The 15,100-nt window shown below is 47.4% G+C and carries 16 protein-coding genes; 15 read left to right on the top strand and 1 reads right to left on the bottom strand.

Annotated features, from left to right (window positions below; all coding sequences use genetic code 11):
* Nucleotides 1–10: 10 nt before the first annotated feature.
* The 8 genes from EKM88_RS04745 to EKM88_RS04710 all read left to right on the top strand — a co-directional run bounded on the left by EKM88_RS04745 (nt 11) and on the right by EKM88_RS04710 (nt 4,106).
* A complete protein-coding gene (locus tag EKM88_RS04745) occupies nt 11–811 on the top strand; it encodes a hypothetical protein (RefSeq protein ID WP_125703687.1) in 801 nt (266 codons plus the stop codon).
* An 18-nt stretch (nt 812–829) separates the two neighbouring features.
* Entirely contained in the window at nt 830–1,276 is a 447-nt protein-coding gene (locus EKM88_RS04740) for a hypothetical protein (protein WP_125703685.1), read from the top strand.
* A 181-nt stretch (nt 1,277–1,457) separates the two neighbouring features.
* On the top strand, nt 1,458–1,895 hold the full coding sequence (locus EKM88_RS04735) for a hypothetical protein (RefSeq protein ID WP_125703683.1): 438 nt from the start codon (nt 1,458–1,460) through the stop codon (nt 1,893–1,895).
* 15 nt (nt 1,896–1,910) lie between these two features.
* Nucleotides 1,911–2,435, top strand: a complete 525-nt coding sequence (locus EKM88_RS04730) for a hypothetical protein (RefSeq protein ID WP_125703681.1) — start codon at nt 1,911–1,913, stop codon at nt 2,433–2,435.
* The gene (locus EKM88_RS04725; RefSeq protein WP_125703679.1) at nt 2,435–2,554 is read left to right on the top strand and encodes an XkdX family protein; all 120 of its coding nucleotides are present in this window, start codon (nt 2,435–2,437) and stop codon (nt 2,552–2,554) included. Before EKM88_RS04730 ends, EKM88_RS04725 begins: the two co-directional genes overlap by 1 nt.
* Nucleotides 2,555–2,587: 33 nt before the next feature.
* Nucleotides 2,588–2,899, top strand: coding sequence for a hypothetical protein (locus EKM88_RS04720; RefSeq protein WP_125703677.1), 312 nt, complete (start codon nt 2,588–2,590; stop codon nt 2,897–2,899).
* Entirely contained in the window at nt 2,896–3,162 is a 267-nt protein-coding gene (locus tag EKM88_RS04715; protein ID WP_125703675.1) for a phage holin, read from the top strand. The genes EKM88_RS04720 and EKM88_RS04715 overlap by 4 nt, the downstream gene beginning before the upstream one ends.
* Nucleotides 3,159–4,106: an N-acetylmuramoyl-L-alanine amidase gene (locus EKM88_RS04710; protein WP_125703673.1), complete on the top strand. Its 948-nt coding sequence runs from the start codon at nt 3,159–3,161 to the stop codon at nt 4,104–4,106. The genes EKM88_RS04715 and EKM88_RS04710 overlap by 4 nt, the downstream gene beginning before the upstream one ends.
* Nucleotides 4,107–4,172: 66 nt before the next feature.
* Here EKM88_RS04710 and EKM88_RS04705 read toward each other — a convergent pair whose 3' ends face one another.
* Entirely contained in the window at nt 4,173–4,379 is a 207-nt protein-coding gene (locus EKM88_RS04705) for a hypothetical protein (RefSeq protein WP_125703672.1), read from the bottom strand.
* A 376-nt stretch (nt 4,380–4,755) separates the two neighbouring features.
* On the opposite strand from EKM88_RS04705, the gene EKM88_RS04700 reads away from it, so the two are divergent.
* The 7 genes from EKM88_RS04700 (at nt 4,756) to EKM88_RS04675 (ending at nt 15,052) form a co-directional block, all read left to right on the top strand.
* Nucleotides 4,756–5,691, top strand: coding sequence for a ParA family protein (locus EKM88_RS04700; RefSeq protein WP_125570227.1), 936 nt, complete (start codon nt 4,756–4,758; stop codon nt 5,689–5,691).
* Between the two features lie 4 nt (nt 5,692–5,695).
* Nucleotides 5,696–6,043 (top strand): hypothetical protein, encoded by a 348-nt coding sequence (locus EKM88_RS13250; RefSeq protein WP_164511998.1) that lies wholly within the window; start codon nt 5,696–5,698, stop codon nt 6,041–6,043.
* Nucleotides 6,044–6,323: 280 nt separating this feature from the next.
* Nucleotides 6,324–6,680, top strand: a complete 357-nt coding sequence (locus tag EKM88_RS13245) for a hypothetical protein (protein WP_164511997.1) — start codon at nt 6,324–6,326, stop codon at nt 6,678–6,680.
* On the top strand, nt 6,680–11,077 hold the full coding sequence (locus EKM88_RS04690; RefSeq protein WP_125703668.1) for an Eco57I restriction-modification methylase domain-containing protein: 4,398 nt from the start codon (nt 6,680–6,682) through the stop codon (nt 11,075–11,077). Before EKM88_RS13245 ends, EKM88_RS04690 begins: the two co-directional genes overlap by 1 nt.
* A complete protein-coding gene (locus EKM88_RS04685) occupies nt 11,077–11,793 on the top strand; it encodes a DNA methyltransferase (protein ID WP_125584423.1) in 717 nt (238 codons plus the stop codon). The genes EKM88_RS04690 and EKM88_RS04685 overlap by 1 nt, the downstream gene beginning before the upstream one ends.
* Before the next feature lie 35 nt (nt 11,794–11,828).
* A complete protein-coding gene (locus tag EKM88_RS04680) occupies nt 11,829–13,325 on the top strand; it encodes a hypothetical protein (RefSeq protein ID WP_125703666.1) in 1,497 nt (498 codons plus the stop codon).
* A 437-nt stretch (nt 13,326–13,762) separates the two neighbouring features.
* On the top strand, nt 13,763–15,052 hold the full coding sequence (locus EKM88_RS04675) for a replication initiation factor domain-containing protein (RefSeq protein WP_125703664.1): 1,290 nt from the start codon (nt 13,763–13,765) through the stop codon (nt 15,050–15,052).
* The last annotated feature ends 48 nt before the right edge of the window (nt 15,053–15,100 follow it).

Genomic DNA, 15,100 nt, shown 5'->3' with positions numbered 1-15,100 from the left:
AGGTGAGAAAATGGCAGACAATAACGATTTAGACTGGACCAAAGAGAAACAGAACATCTCGGTCACCGTTGACTTTGAGGACCCCACACCCACGCCGCCACTGACGGTGACGCCGGACGAAGACGGGCTCACCAAGGCGGCGGAGGCCAACGCCCAACAACTGGCGAGCAAGACATGGTTGAAGGACATGCGCGCATCGATCGCACAGTGGATCCTGCTGTGCGGCTACATCCTCAGCAAGGTCATCGAGACGACGCGAAAGCTGGCTACCGACATCGCCACCTTTAAGGCTACGATTAAGACGAGACAGGATGATGTAGAGAAGCGCATGACCACGCAGGAGACGACCTATCGCGATCTAATCAAGGAGTTGACTGAGGCTGACACCGGCGACGGCGCAGCGGAGGTGATCACCGCTCGCAACAGCGATCTGTATGGCGACTTTGCCACGCTTGACGCGCGGTTTGAATCACTGGAGGCCGCGATTGCGCCATATGTCGCAAACACGAGTACCACGGCAACCATTCCGGTCAATCTCGGCCGCCAGGTGCCGATTAGCGTGTCGTACTACGAGTATGCACTGGGCACAGAACCTGATGGCTTGGGCACGGGTCCTTATGGACTGGGTGGTAGTGAGCCGCAGGACGTGCCGTACATCGCGATTAGCTGGTCTGATGCCAACACGGCAAAAGTGGCGCTGCCCGTCGTATACAAGGACGTGGTAGCTGACGGCACACTGAAAGCAATGGCCGACGGCAGCTGGACGCTGACCGCTGGCTACAAGACACTGCGCTTCGTAGCAGACGCGTAGCTTGAAAGGATGATTTAGATGGTAGAACTAGCACTAACAAAAATCGAGCAAGGTATGGCCAAAGGCGGCACCGCAATCGGGGCCAACTTCGATAAGGTCAAGGTCGCGGTCGACAGCAACACCGCTGACCGTACCCACGAAAGCACCTACACGCTCACCGGCAGCTCACTTACCGAGGGCGGCGGTGGCATAACCCTGACCCGTAAGGCGGCAGGTGTGCGAATGAGTGGGCTTTTCCACTTGATCGCGGCGCTCGCAAACAACCAGCAAATCATGGCTATCCCAGGCGGCTACACGCCGATTGGGCAGGTCCAGGTGACACTCAATGCCGCAGAGGGCGGCAAGACTGTGATGGCACGGATTGATGCTGGCGGGTCAAAGCTGTACTCGACAGGCGCCGTGGCAGCCGATGGCTGGTACTGGATTGAGACAAGCTACACAACAGATGACGACACCCCGGAATAGGAGGAAATAACAGTGCAAAAATCACAGATTAGTTTGACCTCCGAAATTTTCGGGGGGGGGGGCGGAATGCCTAAATACCGGGCTTTATAGCCTAAAAAATAACACGTGCGGCGATCCGCTGGCCTGAATCTGACTGCCATCTAGTCAGGCCTCCGGCGCGCAGCGCAAGGAGGAAACTAGCATGACGGATATGATTAAAGCAGAGATCGGTATGGCCGGAAATGAGACGATCAAGATGCTCAATGGCAACTTCAATGGCCTAAGTGATGCGGTGACTGCCGCAACACAGCGGACTGAACCGAAAACATTTACGATCGTGACGGGCACCGCCAATGACCGGCCGCCGGTCTACTGGCGCGTAGGGGGCCGTGTGTACATCAATGGCGGCATTAGCGGTGAGCTTGGTGCGCAAGGCGCGAAGCTGTTTGACATTCCGGTTGGGTTCCGGCCGAAGCGAACGCAGTTGATCGGGATTGTGCGTCAAGAAAACCCGATGAGCGTGTTGCTGGTCCAGTTCAACACGGACGGCCGTGCGCTTGTCGTTTGGAGTCCATCGAAAGGCGTTACCTGGTTCGACGGACTGTCGTGGGAGACTGACGACGACTTCCCAACCGCATAAAAATGGAGGTAAAACATGACACTAGTAAAAATCAATCTGGGCGATGATGGATCCGCAGTGACCCTGATCGCCTGGGCTAATCCTGACCTGCACAAGGCTGGGGACACAGACGGCGCCTGGTCTTACATCGACGTCGACATGACGCAGGAAGAGATCGACGCTACCAAGGTGCCGGCAGCCGCCGGGGCGGTGACCCTGACCGACAAGCAGACGGGCACCAAGACCGTGATCGATGAGCCCGCCGTCAAAGAGGTGCTCTCTGCCGACGGCAAGGTGCTTCAGGCGGTCAAAGATGCGGTGACCCATGAGGAGCCAATCATCTTGGCCGGCAAGCTTGTGGTAGCTGCTGACTACACGCCGGAACCTGAGCCGACCTTTGAGCCGGCCGGGCCAAGCCAGCAAGACCAGATCAACGCGATGCTGACCAAGCAACTTGCAGCTGTTACCCAAAAGGCAGACACTGCGCAGACCGCGGTTGTCGCACTAACCAAGCAGCTTGCTGCGAGCCAAGCACAGCCAGAAGCAGAGGAGGCAAAATAATGGATTACGTTTTGGACTACTACAAGATGGGGCTTTTCGTTGACGCCGATATGGCGCTGTATGTGAGCTTGGGCTGGATTACCCAAGCTCAATTTGATGAGGTCAAGGTGGCCGCCTAGTGTGACTACACCACTAGGAGGGAAGTGAAGTTAATGCCACATGGGATTTTCGGGCTGTCTTGGGGGGAACTCGTCGCTGTCGGCACACTGATCGGGCTAATCTACACCGGCCTGTATCGCCTGTTGAAAAGTTTCGGCGACAAGATTGCGGCCCCGCTGTCGCAGCAGCTCAGTCTGCTCAGCAAGGCGATTGACGACCTGAGCAAAAACTCGCTGACAGAGCACCACAACATCGACAAACGGCTCGATAAGCACGATGTGCGGCTGGGGCAGCATGATGTCGAGATTGGCACACTGTACAGCACGGTGGGGCTCACACGTAGGAAAAAGGAGGAACGAAATTGAACTGGAAAGTACGAATTAAAAATCGCTCGTTTTGGCTGGCCCTAGTGCCAGCTTTTCTTATCCTTGCGCAGGCGGTGGCTGCGCCTTTTGGGTATAACTGGGACTTTGCTGGCCTCGGCGCACAGCTGACCGGAATCATCAATGCAGCGTTTGCCGTGCTAAGCATCCTTGGAGTCGTAGTCGACCCGACCACAGCCGGCGTTGCAGACAGCACGCAGGCACTGACCTATGACGCACCAAAACAGAAGGAGGAAGCAAAATGACTTTTTCAAAACTGACCACGTATGTGGATACTCGGCCGATGAACGGCTCGCCGGCGAATAGCGCGACGTATCCGCGTCACAAAATCGATCGTATCGTAATCCACCACAACTCCGGCACCAACTACAAAGGAGCACTCGACACCTGGCTAGTGGGTGGCCCAGCCAACACCTCGGCGCACTACGAGATCACCCCAACCATGATCATCGGCTGCGTGGAAGAGGAACGCTCCGCCTGGCACGCGGGCAACAAGCTGATGAACCAGCGCTCAATTGGCTTGGAGCACGTTAACTCCGCCGGGGCGCCGGGCTGGCCCGTCGCCGAGGAGACTCTCAAGAACTCCGCCAAGCTATGTGCCGATCTCTGCGATCGATACGATATCCCGATTGATGCAACGCATATCGTGCCTCATAACTCTGTCGTGCCGACAGATTGCCCCGGCGGAATCAACATGAGCCACTACATTGACCTGGTGCGGCAGGCTGCGGGTCAGCCTGCTACGACCCCAACGCCGACCCCGGCTCCGAGCGGTAAGACCATCACTCAGCTCGCCGCTGAGGTGATCGCGGGCAAGTACGGTTCAGGGGATGCACGCAAGGCGGCCCTGGGCAGCCAATACGCCGCAGTGCAGGCCGAAGTCAATCGGCAACTTGGTGGAACCGCCTCCGCTCCGAAGCCAGCGCCTGCGCCAAGCAACTGGCACGCGCAAACTGGTAGCTTTACGATTACGACCTCGCCCGGTATCAAACTCCGCAGCGGCTCGGCATCTACGAGTGCTTCTTTGCTGGCGGTGCTACCAAAAGGTTCGGTCGTTAAGTATGACGCTTACGGCTACTTTGACGGTTACGTTTGGATCCGGCAGCCACGATCCGGCGGCTATGGCTATCTGCCTACCGGTACCGCCAGCGGCACCAAGCGGACTAGCTATTGGGGCAGCTTTAAGTAAGGTCGAATAACACAAAGTGGCTCACTCTACCAATATGGTGGGGTGAGCCATTTTGTGTTATTCTGATTACGCAGCGATGCCGGGGACGGCGAGTGTCAGTGCCACTTGTTCATCGATTGTGAGCTTGCGGCCGATTACCCGTGGCAGGTCGTCAAGCAACTTGGCAGTGTCCAGTAGGCCAACCGTCTCGCCATTATGCTGCAGTTTGACCATACCACGCCCTGCGCCTTTGCGCGTGACCGTATAATGATCAATCTGGATAGGTAGTTTCATGCTATCACCTCGCCTACCATTATACGAACATATGTTCCGATAATCAACGGAGGCTCCTGTGAAAGCGAAGTTTTCAGGGCTTCGTGGGAGCAATATGGTAGCGGGATCCTGAAAGACCGAGAAGCTGGGGCAAGCTATGGTTGAATGGGAATAAAAGGTATATGTAAATTGAACCCGGAATGTTGATTTAACGGCGTTTTCGGAAGATACAAAGGATACGATTGGCGGGGAAATTGTTACGTTCCCCGCCAGAATCCCCGCCAAGTTTGGGCCGAATGAGGGCTGAGTTGGCGGGGATTTTTAAATAGTGAGCAGACAAGAGATCGATTACAGAGTAGAATTTAAGGAAACGGTGTCTAGTTCTGGGGGAATATAAATGAAACCAAAAGTTATTAGCTTCATTAATATGAAGGGTGGAGTTGGCAAGACCACGCTTAGCATTGGAATTGCTGATTACCTTAGTAATGATTTAGGCAAAAAGACTCTCTTCATTGATATGGATCCGCAATTTAACGGTACACAAGCAATGTTTGATTTTTTTAAGCAAGATGAAACCGCTAAGATTATACAAAGCTATACAACGAATAACCAAGGGCAGAAGATCACACTTGCGGAGGCTAAGAAGTCAATATTTGACTCTGAACATAACTTTTACAATGACAAAGTTAAGGCTGAACGTAAAACCATATATCGCCTGTTTACTCCCCAAGTAGAATTAGGACAGTCGTATACGAGCCCTGATAATGAAGGTCTGATCACAAAACTTACAGATAATCTGGATATCATAGCAGGCGATTTGAATCTTGTTCTTGTTAACAGAAGCAGTGATTATACCCTAGTTAAAAGACTAAGTAATTTTTTGCTTGATAATGAGCAATCACTCGATTACGAATATATAATTATAGACTGTCCTCCTACCTTGACAACATATACTGATGGAGCGTTATTGGCATCTGACTTTTATGTTATTCCCAACAGAATTGATAGATATTCGATTAACGGAATTGATTCTCTACAGGACGCAATTGGAAATCTGGTGAGACAAGAAAGGGTTAACCTTAAAAACTTGGGGATTATTTATACCATGGTTCAAACAGATCTCCCAAAAAGATATGAAGCAATCAAGCGAAATTTCGAGTCTAAAAAGGTTGTTAATAGCATGGATATTTTCGATGCAGTGATGCATTACTATAGTGACATTCAAGTTGGAAAGACAGGGGGAACCTTGCCAACACGGTATCAGCGTTCTAAGGAAGATATTGAGGCAATTACAGTCGAACTGTTGGAGCGAATTGCCACATCAGAGGTGTAAAATAATGAACGATAAAATTATAATAATTAGAAATGATCTGAAGAATAAAATAATATCCGATTATAAAATATCTGGAATCATTGTTGTGATTCTTTTGTCTAAGGAGATTTTTCCTCATAATGCTGATTTGGTTCCAGCACTGTATTCTATTTTCTCTTTGGAGTTCAAAGATTATGTGTTGAAATCCCGGACATTAACTATGGCACGAACGCTTCGCTTCTTCGAAGTGATGAGCACCGAACAAAAGTTTACACTTAAAAATAATTTGTATCTATTTTGTTCGGATGTAATTGATAGTCACTTTCAAAATAGTGAATCATACTGGAAACAAGCTAAGTATGTTCGAATTTGAGGGGGTTAGTTTGCTGAGACGCGAGCTCACAGGTTTTCGTGACTTTTTTTGCGATGTCTGTTCTTTCTCGTATACCCAGTACGATGTTGAATTTATCTCGTTTTTAGGGAAAAGGATATTGTTTTTTAAAATCCTATCATCCAGAAACTTTGCAAGACACGAGGTAACTAATGCATTTTCAGAGTTACTGGCTTGTTCAAAGTATATTGCGCTCCAAGATTACCGAGGACTTTTACTAAATGAAAGATCGTTTCTAGAATCGTGTTTACAAATCATCAACTTGCCTGAGCGTGGATTGACAACAGCGAAAATGTTTGAGCACGCTAGCTTAGAAAGTGTAAATTCTGCAAGACTCAAACAACTCTATCATGGAACAAGTGAACTTGTACATCATGACAGAACGGAGATATCAACAACTTTACAAGTATTATTTTCCCCTAGTCCAGAGTTGAATGAAGAAAAACGAAAAACAACTGAATCTGATTTGATGTGGCTGATTGAAATCTTAGTTGACATTATTCTCGGTCAGTATACGGATGACATTTCCAGCGCCTTTTTTGTGAGAAAACCAGAACTTGAGTTTGTGATTGGAAAAAAGCGCTATAAAACCTTTTTGAGTAAGTTGGAGGGTAACTAATGAGTAGCAACTTTGATTTCTTGCAAGGCAACGAGGACAGTATGGGCTACTTCCGCGCTGCGGACTTCCTTGAACAGGAATACGCAATGGGAAACTATGCGTCCGAGCTGACCTCTGCGCGCAAGATTGCAGAGAATGTCGTCAAATTTGTCCTAGATCAGAACTACATCGACAATGATGCGACGTTCGCGCAGAATCTCAAGACAGTGAAGTATCACCATCTGTTGAATCAGCAGCTGGTAGATTTGCTGTACGCAATCAAGCAGCCGGGCAATGAAGCGTCACACACACTTGAACAATATAACAAGCAAGACGGTGTCGCAGCACTGCAACAGGTGATTCAGCTAATGTACTGGTTCGCCAAAACATATTGTGACTATGAAGGTGAGGTCCAGCCATTTGTTGAACCGGCCCAGCGTAGTTTATATTCAACTTCTGAACGTCATATGATCTACTCACTTTCAGGGGATAATTCAGACGGTAACTGGCCACGTTATACCGGCCTTGAGAAGGTAGGCGAAACCACAGCCAGCCAGGATCTGGAGAAAGATTGGTCACCGAACAGCGATTACCTTCGCAGTGAAGCACATCATCGAATTAGCCAATACATGAAGACTTCTGGTGTACCATACAATCTTGATTGGGTCGAACTAGCGCACCGCAAAGTATCGGATACCTGGTTTGATGATCATGATGTTCACCGGGTCCTGTTAAAGTCGGGCTTTAAGCGTGACGCGGCGTTTGAGAAGCAAGGGGCAAAAGAGTGGTTTCAGGTTAGTGCCGATCAAGTGAAGCAGGCGATTGCCGCCGTCAAGAATGGTCGCGAGTCAATTGATGGGCCGGTTCAGGCAACGGGTAAGATTGAGCTACGTCCAGAACAGCAGGATGCAGTTGATAAAACGGCGAATACCTTCAAGACCAAGTATAAGATGCTTTGGAACGCGAAGATGCGGTTTGGCAAGACCCTGTCTGCACTGAAACTGATCAAAAAGGAGAACTATGCCAAAGTCCTGATTATGACGCACCGCCCTGTGGTAGCAGAGGGCTGGTTTGACGACTTCGAAAAAATCGGCATGCCTGAATCAGGATACAAGTATGGTTCTAAACGTGACCAAGATTTATCTCTGGAGGCACTACAACGTGAAGCGGAGAAATACGTCTACTTCGCAAGTATCCAGGATCTTCGTGGCTCCAAGGCTTTTGGCGGCACGGTTGCAGACAAGAACCAACTAGTGAAAGATACTCAATGGGACCTTGTCATCATCGACGAAGCCCATGAAGGAACACAGACAGATCTTGCCCAACAGGTAATCGATGGTGTTGTCACGCCGAAGTATACGCGGGTGCTGGAACTATCCGGGACACCGTTCAACTTACTCGATCAGTATGATGCGGATGAAGTCTATACATGGGACTATGTAATGGAGCAGCAGGCCAAGTATTCCTGGGACAGTGAGCATCCTAATGGTGAGCGCAATCCTTATGTCGGGTTACCGTCTGTTTCGATGTACACTTTCGAAATCAAGAATCGGTTCAAGAGTCCGGAATTTCTTGATGACGATAAGTCCTTCAACTTCCGTGAGTTCTTTAAGGTTGACGATGAGACCGGTAAGTTTGTCTATGCTGATAAGGTGAACAGATTTCTAGATAATATCTCAAGCCGTGATGAACGTTCCAACTATCCGTTCTCAACTTTGGAGTTCCGGAATAATTTACGCCACACCCTGTGGCTGATGCCGTCTGTGAAGTCGGCCAAGGCGATGAAGACGGCGCTAGAAAACCATCCAGTGTTTGGTTTCTATAAAATCGTGAATATCGTTGACAAGGATACAAGCGACAACGTGGTTACGGCTACCGATTCGGATTTGAAGCGGGTAAATGATGCCATTACGGATCACCCGGCCCGTACGCACACCATTACGTTGACTGTGCGCAAGATGACCACTGGTGTCACGATTAAGCCGTGGACAGGGGTACTATTCCTTTCGAATACCAATAGTGCCATGCAGTACTTGCAGGCTGCCTTTCGTGCGCAGACACCTTATGAAGATGAAGAGTTCGGTCGTAAGACGAACTGCTATATTTTTGACTTTGCACCGGACCGTGCTTTGAAAGTGATGGCAGCGTCTCGGCAGATGAGTACCGGTGTCGGGAAACTGCAAACCTCTGATCAGCGGGCAAAACTCGGTGAGCTGCTGAACTTCCTCCCAATTATCGGTGAAGAAGGTCAGGGTATGCAGGCGTATCAAATTGATACGCTGTTGACGCAATTGAAGAAGGTCTATGCTGAAAAAGCGGTTCAGTCCGGCTTTGATGACGATTCTCTGTACAATGATGAGCTGTTGAAGCTAACCAATTCTGACCTGGAAATGTTCAACGATATCAAGGCGATTGTCGGCCAGAGTAAGGCTGAAAAGAAGCCGGATACGATTGACGTGAATCATCAGGGCTTAGATGATGAACAGTACGAAAAGGCTATTCGGGCAGAAAAAAAGCCGAAGAAGGAGCGTTCTGAAGAGGAACAGGCGGATATTGACCGTAAGAATGCGCTCAAGAAACAACGTAAATCGATGATTTCAGTCCTGCGTGGTATCTCAATTCGTATTCCGATGATGATTTACGGGATGGATATTGATATCGACCAGAACGTTGACATCAATAAGTTTGTGGATTTGGTTGATGCTCAATCTTGGTCGGAATTCATGCCGCAAGGGATTACCAAAGACAAGTTCCGTCAGATTTCCAAGTACTATGACCCCGAAGTGTTCATTGAAGCAGGACGCATAATTCGCCATCGCGTAAAGGAACTAGATCAGCTGGACCCGATTGAGCGAACTTTGCAGATTGCCGATGTTTTCAGTACCTTCAAGAACCCAGACAAGGAAACTGTGCTCACGCCGTGGCGAGTGGTTAATATGCAACTCGGTAAGACGATTGGTGGCTACTCCTTCTTTGATGATGCCTATCAGAACTCAACTAAGGATGGCAAACAGATTGCCGAATGGCGCACAACGGATCTCACTAATCAGATCTTCAGTAATGATGCTCATATTCTCGAAATAAACTCAAAGACTGGGCTGTACCCACTGTATGTGGCGACTTCACTGTATTACCAGGAATTTCAGAAGCTGAATGAAGTTACCGCGGGTAAGTTCTCTGCGCAAGACTTGGAAGATTTATGGGCCGATATTCTTGATCGGAATGTCTTTGCGGTAGCTAAAACGCCAATGGCAAAGACGATTGCTGAGCGCACGTTAACCGGTTATAAACACTACCAAACGCACATTGTGTATGTAGATGAAATTGTTGAAACAGCACGGCAAAGTATCGATGCTGGCGTGAAGAAGATTAAGGAGGCGTTCAAGTATATGAAGTTTGATGTAGTGATTGGGAACCCTCCATATCAAGAGCAGGCTGGAGGGACAAGCTCAAGTGACAAGCCGATTTACCACTTGTTCATGGATATGTCATATGAGCTTGCACCGAAGACAGTTCTTATCACACCAGCCAGATTCTTGTTTGGTGCAGGTGCCACGCCTAAAGATTGGAATGAGAAGATGCTTAGTGATAAGCATCTGAAAGTGATTTTGTACGAGCAAGACAGTAGCGCTGTTTTTCCGAGGACTGATATCAAAGGTGGAGTGGTGATTACTCTTCGAGATGAATCTCAGGATTTTGGAGCAATTGAAACGTTCACTGCTTATCCGGAGTTGCAGTCGATTCTTAAAAAAGTTAGTGGAAACGTTGATGTCACTGGCGATATTCGACAGATTATATACTCTCAAAACAAGCTTAATTTGGATGTGTTGTACAAAGAGTATCCTGATTCGAAGCAAGAAATTAGTAGCGGCGGGAGAGATCGGCGCTTGGAAAGTAATATCTTCTCAAAACTTCCGATTTTTCATGATTCCAAAAAAACGGATACCGATCTGAGCATTTTAGGCTTAATCTCAAATAAACGGTTATACAAGTACGTAGATCGAAAATACATTGATCAGGATAGTGAAAATCTATACAAATTTAAGGTGATGTTGCCTAAATCAAATGGGAGTGGATTCTTGGGAGAAGCCCTAAGCAGCCCGCTAATTGGAGGCCCAAATGTCGGTTATACTCGATCCTTCATTGGTATCGGCGCATTTGATAGCTTAGAAGAGGCGAAGAACGCACTTAAGTATGTGAAGACAAAATTTGTTCGAATCTTACTGGGAGTTCTTAAGATCACCCAGGATAATAATCCTGATAAGTGGGCAAAAGTCCCAATTCAAGATTTTTCAAATAACTCCGATATCGATTGGTCTGTTTCTGTGTCAAGTATCGACGAACAATTATTTAACAAGTATCAGTTTGAAGCTAATGAAATAGACTTTATTCAAAAAAGAGCTCAGGAGATGGACTAATGGTGCACGAACGACTAATTAAGTCTAGCCAGCGGGTAAAAGCTCATGGAGAAGTTTTCACGCCACATCGTATTGTAAATGAAATGTTAAATCAGCCGGAAATACAACCAGCTTTGCATTCACTCTCAGCCACATTTCTTGAACCTGCGGCAGGGGAAGGAGCGTTCTTAACCGAGATTCTCTCACGGAAACTGGAACTGGCAAGCCAGATGAGTAGCCATATAAAAGAGTTTGAGCAGAATGCATTGATAGCTTTGACTTCGCTGTATGGTATCGAATTGTTGGTGGATAATACTGAGCTCTTGGTTACGCATATGTATCGAGTGTTTTACCAAGAATACTTGCGGCAACTGAGAAAGTATAATGCGCCTGAGAATAAGAAGGCTGTAAAAAGTGCCTTGACGATTGTTAAGGCAAACATGGCCCAGGGAAACGCCCTGACTGGTAAGAACAAGAATGGTGATGATATTATCTTTAGCGAGTGGAATATGCTCCCTATGAAGCGAGGTATTCAAAAGGTTGAACGAATCGAGTATACGCTTGATGCAATAAAGACGGATGGGCCATCACTAGATGGACAGTATCAGAATCATGGCTCTGAGGAAATCTCTTTGTTTGAAATAGATGAAGACAAAGGTGTAAGTGTTAGCTACAGTTATTCGGTGGTGCCAATATTTGATGTATATCAAGAGTCAAAGATAATGATAGCGGATTGATTGGAGGGCAAATGAAAATAGTGGAGGATTGAAGTGTGAAAGATCTTCGAGAAATAGACAATCTATTGGGAGTTATCTTTGATTCGTCATCACTGGGGACGGTAGCAGGAATTTTTGTAGCTGTATTATTGCCAACAGTGATTCTACTACTTGAGACGGTACAATCGGATAGTTGGGATCGCGCAGTACTGATAAATAAGGTGATCAACTTGCGCCAAGTATTTATTAGCGTGTGTCTAATGGCTGTTCCAACCTTACTTTGGTCTGTGCCGTATCTAAAGTTGCTGCTACTGATATGCTATTTGTCCGGATTGGGAACAATGACGCGATTACTATGGATTTCCATAAGATGGCTGATGGACTGGACAGAGTCATCGCAGAATGGAATAAAGTATCGTCTTCGGCGACAAATGCTGACGGATAACAAGACTGACTCGCGAGAACGGATTAGAGTGTGGCAAAGATTCTTAGCTTCCATGAGTTTGCCTGCTGACAAACAAGTTAAAGGCTTTTCTGATGGGGCGCTCTTTTACGAAGTGTTTTTGAAAAACTACTTTGACATGCCATCTTACCGTGAGGAAATCCTCCAAATTACAACACGTTATCTTGAGACTGTTTTTTGCATGCCGAGAAGTAATGAACAGGAATTTGTAAATTTTGCATTTACAGAGTTCTTTCGTTGTGTTGATTCTGAATCAGAAGCGGCACTCTATTTTTACTGGATGGCCATCTTGGATAGCGAATTTATCCATGCACAGGAAGATGAGAGACGAGTGTCCTTTTTATTTCATGCCATTCGGAAGCAGACACCAAGAATCATTGATTCAAAATCTGAATTTAAACTTGAGCTTCTTTCATCCCGACTGTTTAATCTTCTGTTGAAACGAAATCGTGGAATTTTGGATGATCATTGGTTACAGCAAACACCTTGGAAGATAGATTCTCGTCAGGTTTTGGAAAAGAATGTCGCGGGGCGCGCACAATCGCATTTGTTGAAACAGTTTTGGGAATACGTGACAAAAATAGACGAGTCTGATAGCTCTGGATCAGAGCTGAGAAATAATGGCATGAGACTAGATAATCTTATCGAAGTTATTTTTCGGCATGCTAATCCAATCGTAATCCGCCAGATTTATAGTTTATTTCGAATTCAAAATTTCCGTGAATTAGACCAGGACTGGAGTCAAGCAATTCTTGATAGCATTAATAGAGCACCAATATTTGGTTATTTCTCCAGCAGTCCTGCGATTTGGAGTGATAGCTATTCAATTTCATCAGAAGAATTTTTTCGCCGGGAGGAAGAAGATACTAGAGCCGAAAGTATTCGTATTTCAATCCTGTCATTGAGATCGTTACGGGCATCTGACACCGGATGGGTAATCCGAAAGGTGCGAGATTCGCTGTCAACGCTATCAATAAAATTTAACTCGATTACGAACAATTCAATAATCACCGCCAAGAGTATCCAAGGCTATGTTCGATTGCTGCAAATGGTTACGTACGAGGTATATAAAGAGCGTCAGTATGGGTAGAGTAGGCTATGACGTTAAACACATTTAATCAGTTTTATATTGAATCAACTTCAAAGATCTTCCTTGATTGTAAGGGAGATCTTTTATTGATTTGTGAGTTGTTACCGACTAATCATTGTTAAGAATGTGTAACAAAAAACGTTTCTGTTTCAAATCGCGTCCTACAAACCGTCTGTATATGGTGAGAGCGAAAGTTCTCACAGACCTTCCGGAAGGGTCTTGCAACGTATGCCGCCGTGCGCGGCGTGCAGCGCGAAAGCCGCTAGCGCGAGCGGCAGCGGTCGGCGTTAGCCGGCCGCCACAAGCCCCCGGTCTCTAATAGGGGGGCAAATATTAAAGACAAAATACACGTAAGTAGGACGAAAGCGCCGGTGGCAAGCCACTTTGCGTAGGCAGATAGGTGGCTTTGTTGTCAGGTCGCTTCGAAAGGAGCTAACATGCTGAAAGATTTGAACTTAGTCGGCGGGATGACGAATACCGACTGGCTAAACCAGTTTCATGATGAGATGCGTACGCATAAGATTACTCAGGGACAATTAGCGACGACGGCTGATTACAGTCGGTCGCATTTGAACCAGTTGCTGACAGGGAAGAGCCCGATTAACAAGCAAGCGCGATTGCGGTTGACGTTGGCGCTGCGGTCGCTGACCGGGCAGAACAACATTGACGTCTGTATTGATTACTTGGGCGTTACCTTCAAGTCGCATGACTATGAAGAACTGGTGACCGAACTGTTCCAGATTAACCTCAATCACTTCAATCTCAAGGAAGGCGCACGCTATGGTTACAGTGCGACCTTCAAGTGCGGTGAAATCGATGTGTTGTTGTCGCCGTATCAAGATGTGACTGCAGACGGTTATGATCCAAGTGAAGACAGTGGCACAATGATTGAGCTGAAGGGCCAAGGCTGCCGCTATGTTGAATCTTATTTGCGCCAGCAGAACCGGACTTGGTATGACTTCTTGGAGACGTGCATTGCGCTTGACGGTCACTTCACGCGGGTTGACCTCGCCATCAATGATCGTAATGGTTTACTCGATGTGCCGACCTTGATTGAGAAGTGTGACCGCGATGAATTCACCTCGCGTTTTCACGGCTTCCGAGATAATCGCACGAAGCAGTGGGAGGTATCCGGCAGAACTTTGTATCTGGGGTCACCGCAAAGTGAGGTGTACTTCTGTATTTACGACAAGGCCTTTGAGCAACACCAGAAGCACCCTGAGATTGCGATTGAAGATCAGCCGATACGGACACGCTTTGAAGTCCGATTACGTCGCAAACGCGCCGCTGCGGCAATTAAGAATCTGTTGGCAGAGCATGATCCAGAGAAAGTTGTGTTCGGCATCATCAACCGTTACCTGCGCTTCTTGACGCCGAGCCACAAAGCCAAAAGTCAGTGGGCGACAGATCCGCGTTGGGATGCTTTCATCGGCAATTATCGCGACAAGCTGAGGCTCTCAACCAATCCTGAACCATTGAGTTACGAGCACATTACCCGCTGGCTGAAGAAACAAGTTGCGCCGTCGCTGAAGATGCTGCAGCTGATTGATCAATATAACGGCACCACTGAGCTGAAAGCGATTATTGACGGCGGCAAGCTGACGCAACGGCACTGGGACTTGATTCATCACTATCAGCACCACTGTAATGGCGTTTTGACGGATTCAGAACCAAGTGAGACATCAAAAGAGAGCGACTTGAAGACGGCATATAGCTTTACCAAGTAATGCGAAGTTTTTGACACCACTCGGCGAAGAAATTGCCCAAGGTCGGCG

It is taken from the genome of Lacticaseibacillus daqingensis (assembly GCF_003946115.1).
In the GTDB taxonomy this organism is placed as follows: domain Bacteria; phylum Bacillota; class Bacilli; order Lactobacillales; family Lactobacillaceae; genus Lacticaseibacillus; species Lacticaseibacillus daqingensis.
The sequence above is the reverse complement of the archived record's forward strand: the minus strand, read 5'-3'. Positions and strand labels throughout refer to the sequence as shown.

Excerpts from the sequence above, each read along its gene's own strand:
- EKM88_RS04745 (WP_125703687.1), top strand. The coding sequence starts at position 11 with ATGGCAGACAATAACGATTTAGACTGGACCAAAGAGAAACAGAACATC.
- EKM88_RS04740 (WP_125703685.1), top strand. The coding sequence starts at position 830 with ATGGTAGAACTAGCACTAACAAAAATCGAGCAAGGTATGGCCAAAGGC.
- EKM88_RS04735 (WP_125703683.1), top strand. The coding sequence starts at position 1,458 with ATGACGGATATGATTAAAGCAGAGATCGGTATGGCCGGAAATGAGACG.
- EKM88_RS04730 (WP_125703681.1), top strand. The coding sequence starts at position 1,911 with ATGACACTAGTAAAAATCAATCTGGGCGATGATGGATCCGCAGTGACC.
- EKM88_RS04725 (WP_125703679.1), top strand. The coding sequence starts at position 2,435 with ATGGATTACGTTTTGGACTACTACAAGATGGGGCTTTTCGTTGACGCC.
- EKM88_RS04720 (WP_125703677.1), top strand. The coding sequence starts at position 2,588 with ATGCCACATGGGATTTTCGGGCTGTCTTGGGGGGAACTCGTCGCTGTC.
- EKM88_RS04710 (WP_125703673.1), top strand. The coding sequence starts at position 3,159 with ATGACTTTTTCAAAACTGACCACGTATGTGGATACTCGGCCGATGAAC.
- EKM88_RS04705 (WP_125703672.1), bottom strand. The coding sequence starts at position 4,379 with ATGAAACTACCTATCCAGATTGATCATTATACGGTCACGCGCAAAGGC.
- EKM88_RS04700 (WP_125570227.1), top strand. The coding sequence starts at position 4,756 with ATGAAACCAAAAGTTATTAGCTTCATTAATATGAAGGGTGGAGTTGGC.
- EKM88_RS13250 (WP_164511998.1), top strand. The coding sequence starts at position 5,696 with ATGAACGATAAAATTATAATAATTAGAAATGATCTGAAGAATAAAATA.
- EKM88_RS04690 (WP_125703668.1), top strand. The coding sequence starts at position 6,680 with ATGAGTAGCAACTTTGATTTCTTGCAAGGCAACGAGGACAGTATGGGC.
- EKM88_RS04685 (WP_125584423.1), top strand. The coding sequence starts at position 11,077 with ATGGTGCACGAACGACTAATTAAGTCTAGCCAGCGGGTAAAAGCTCAT.
- EKM88_RS04675 (WP_125703664.1), top strand. The coding sequence starts at position 13,763 with ATGCTGAAAGATTTGAACTTAGTCGGCGGGATGACGAATACCGACTGG.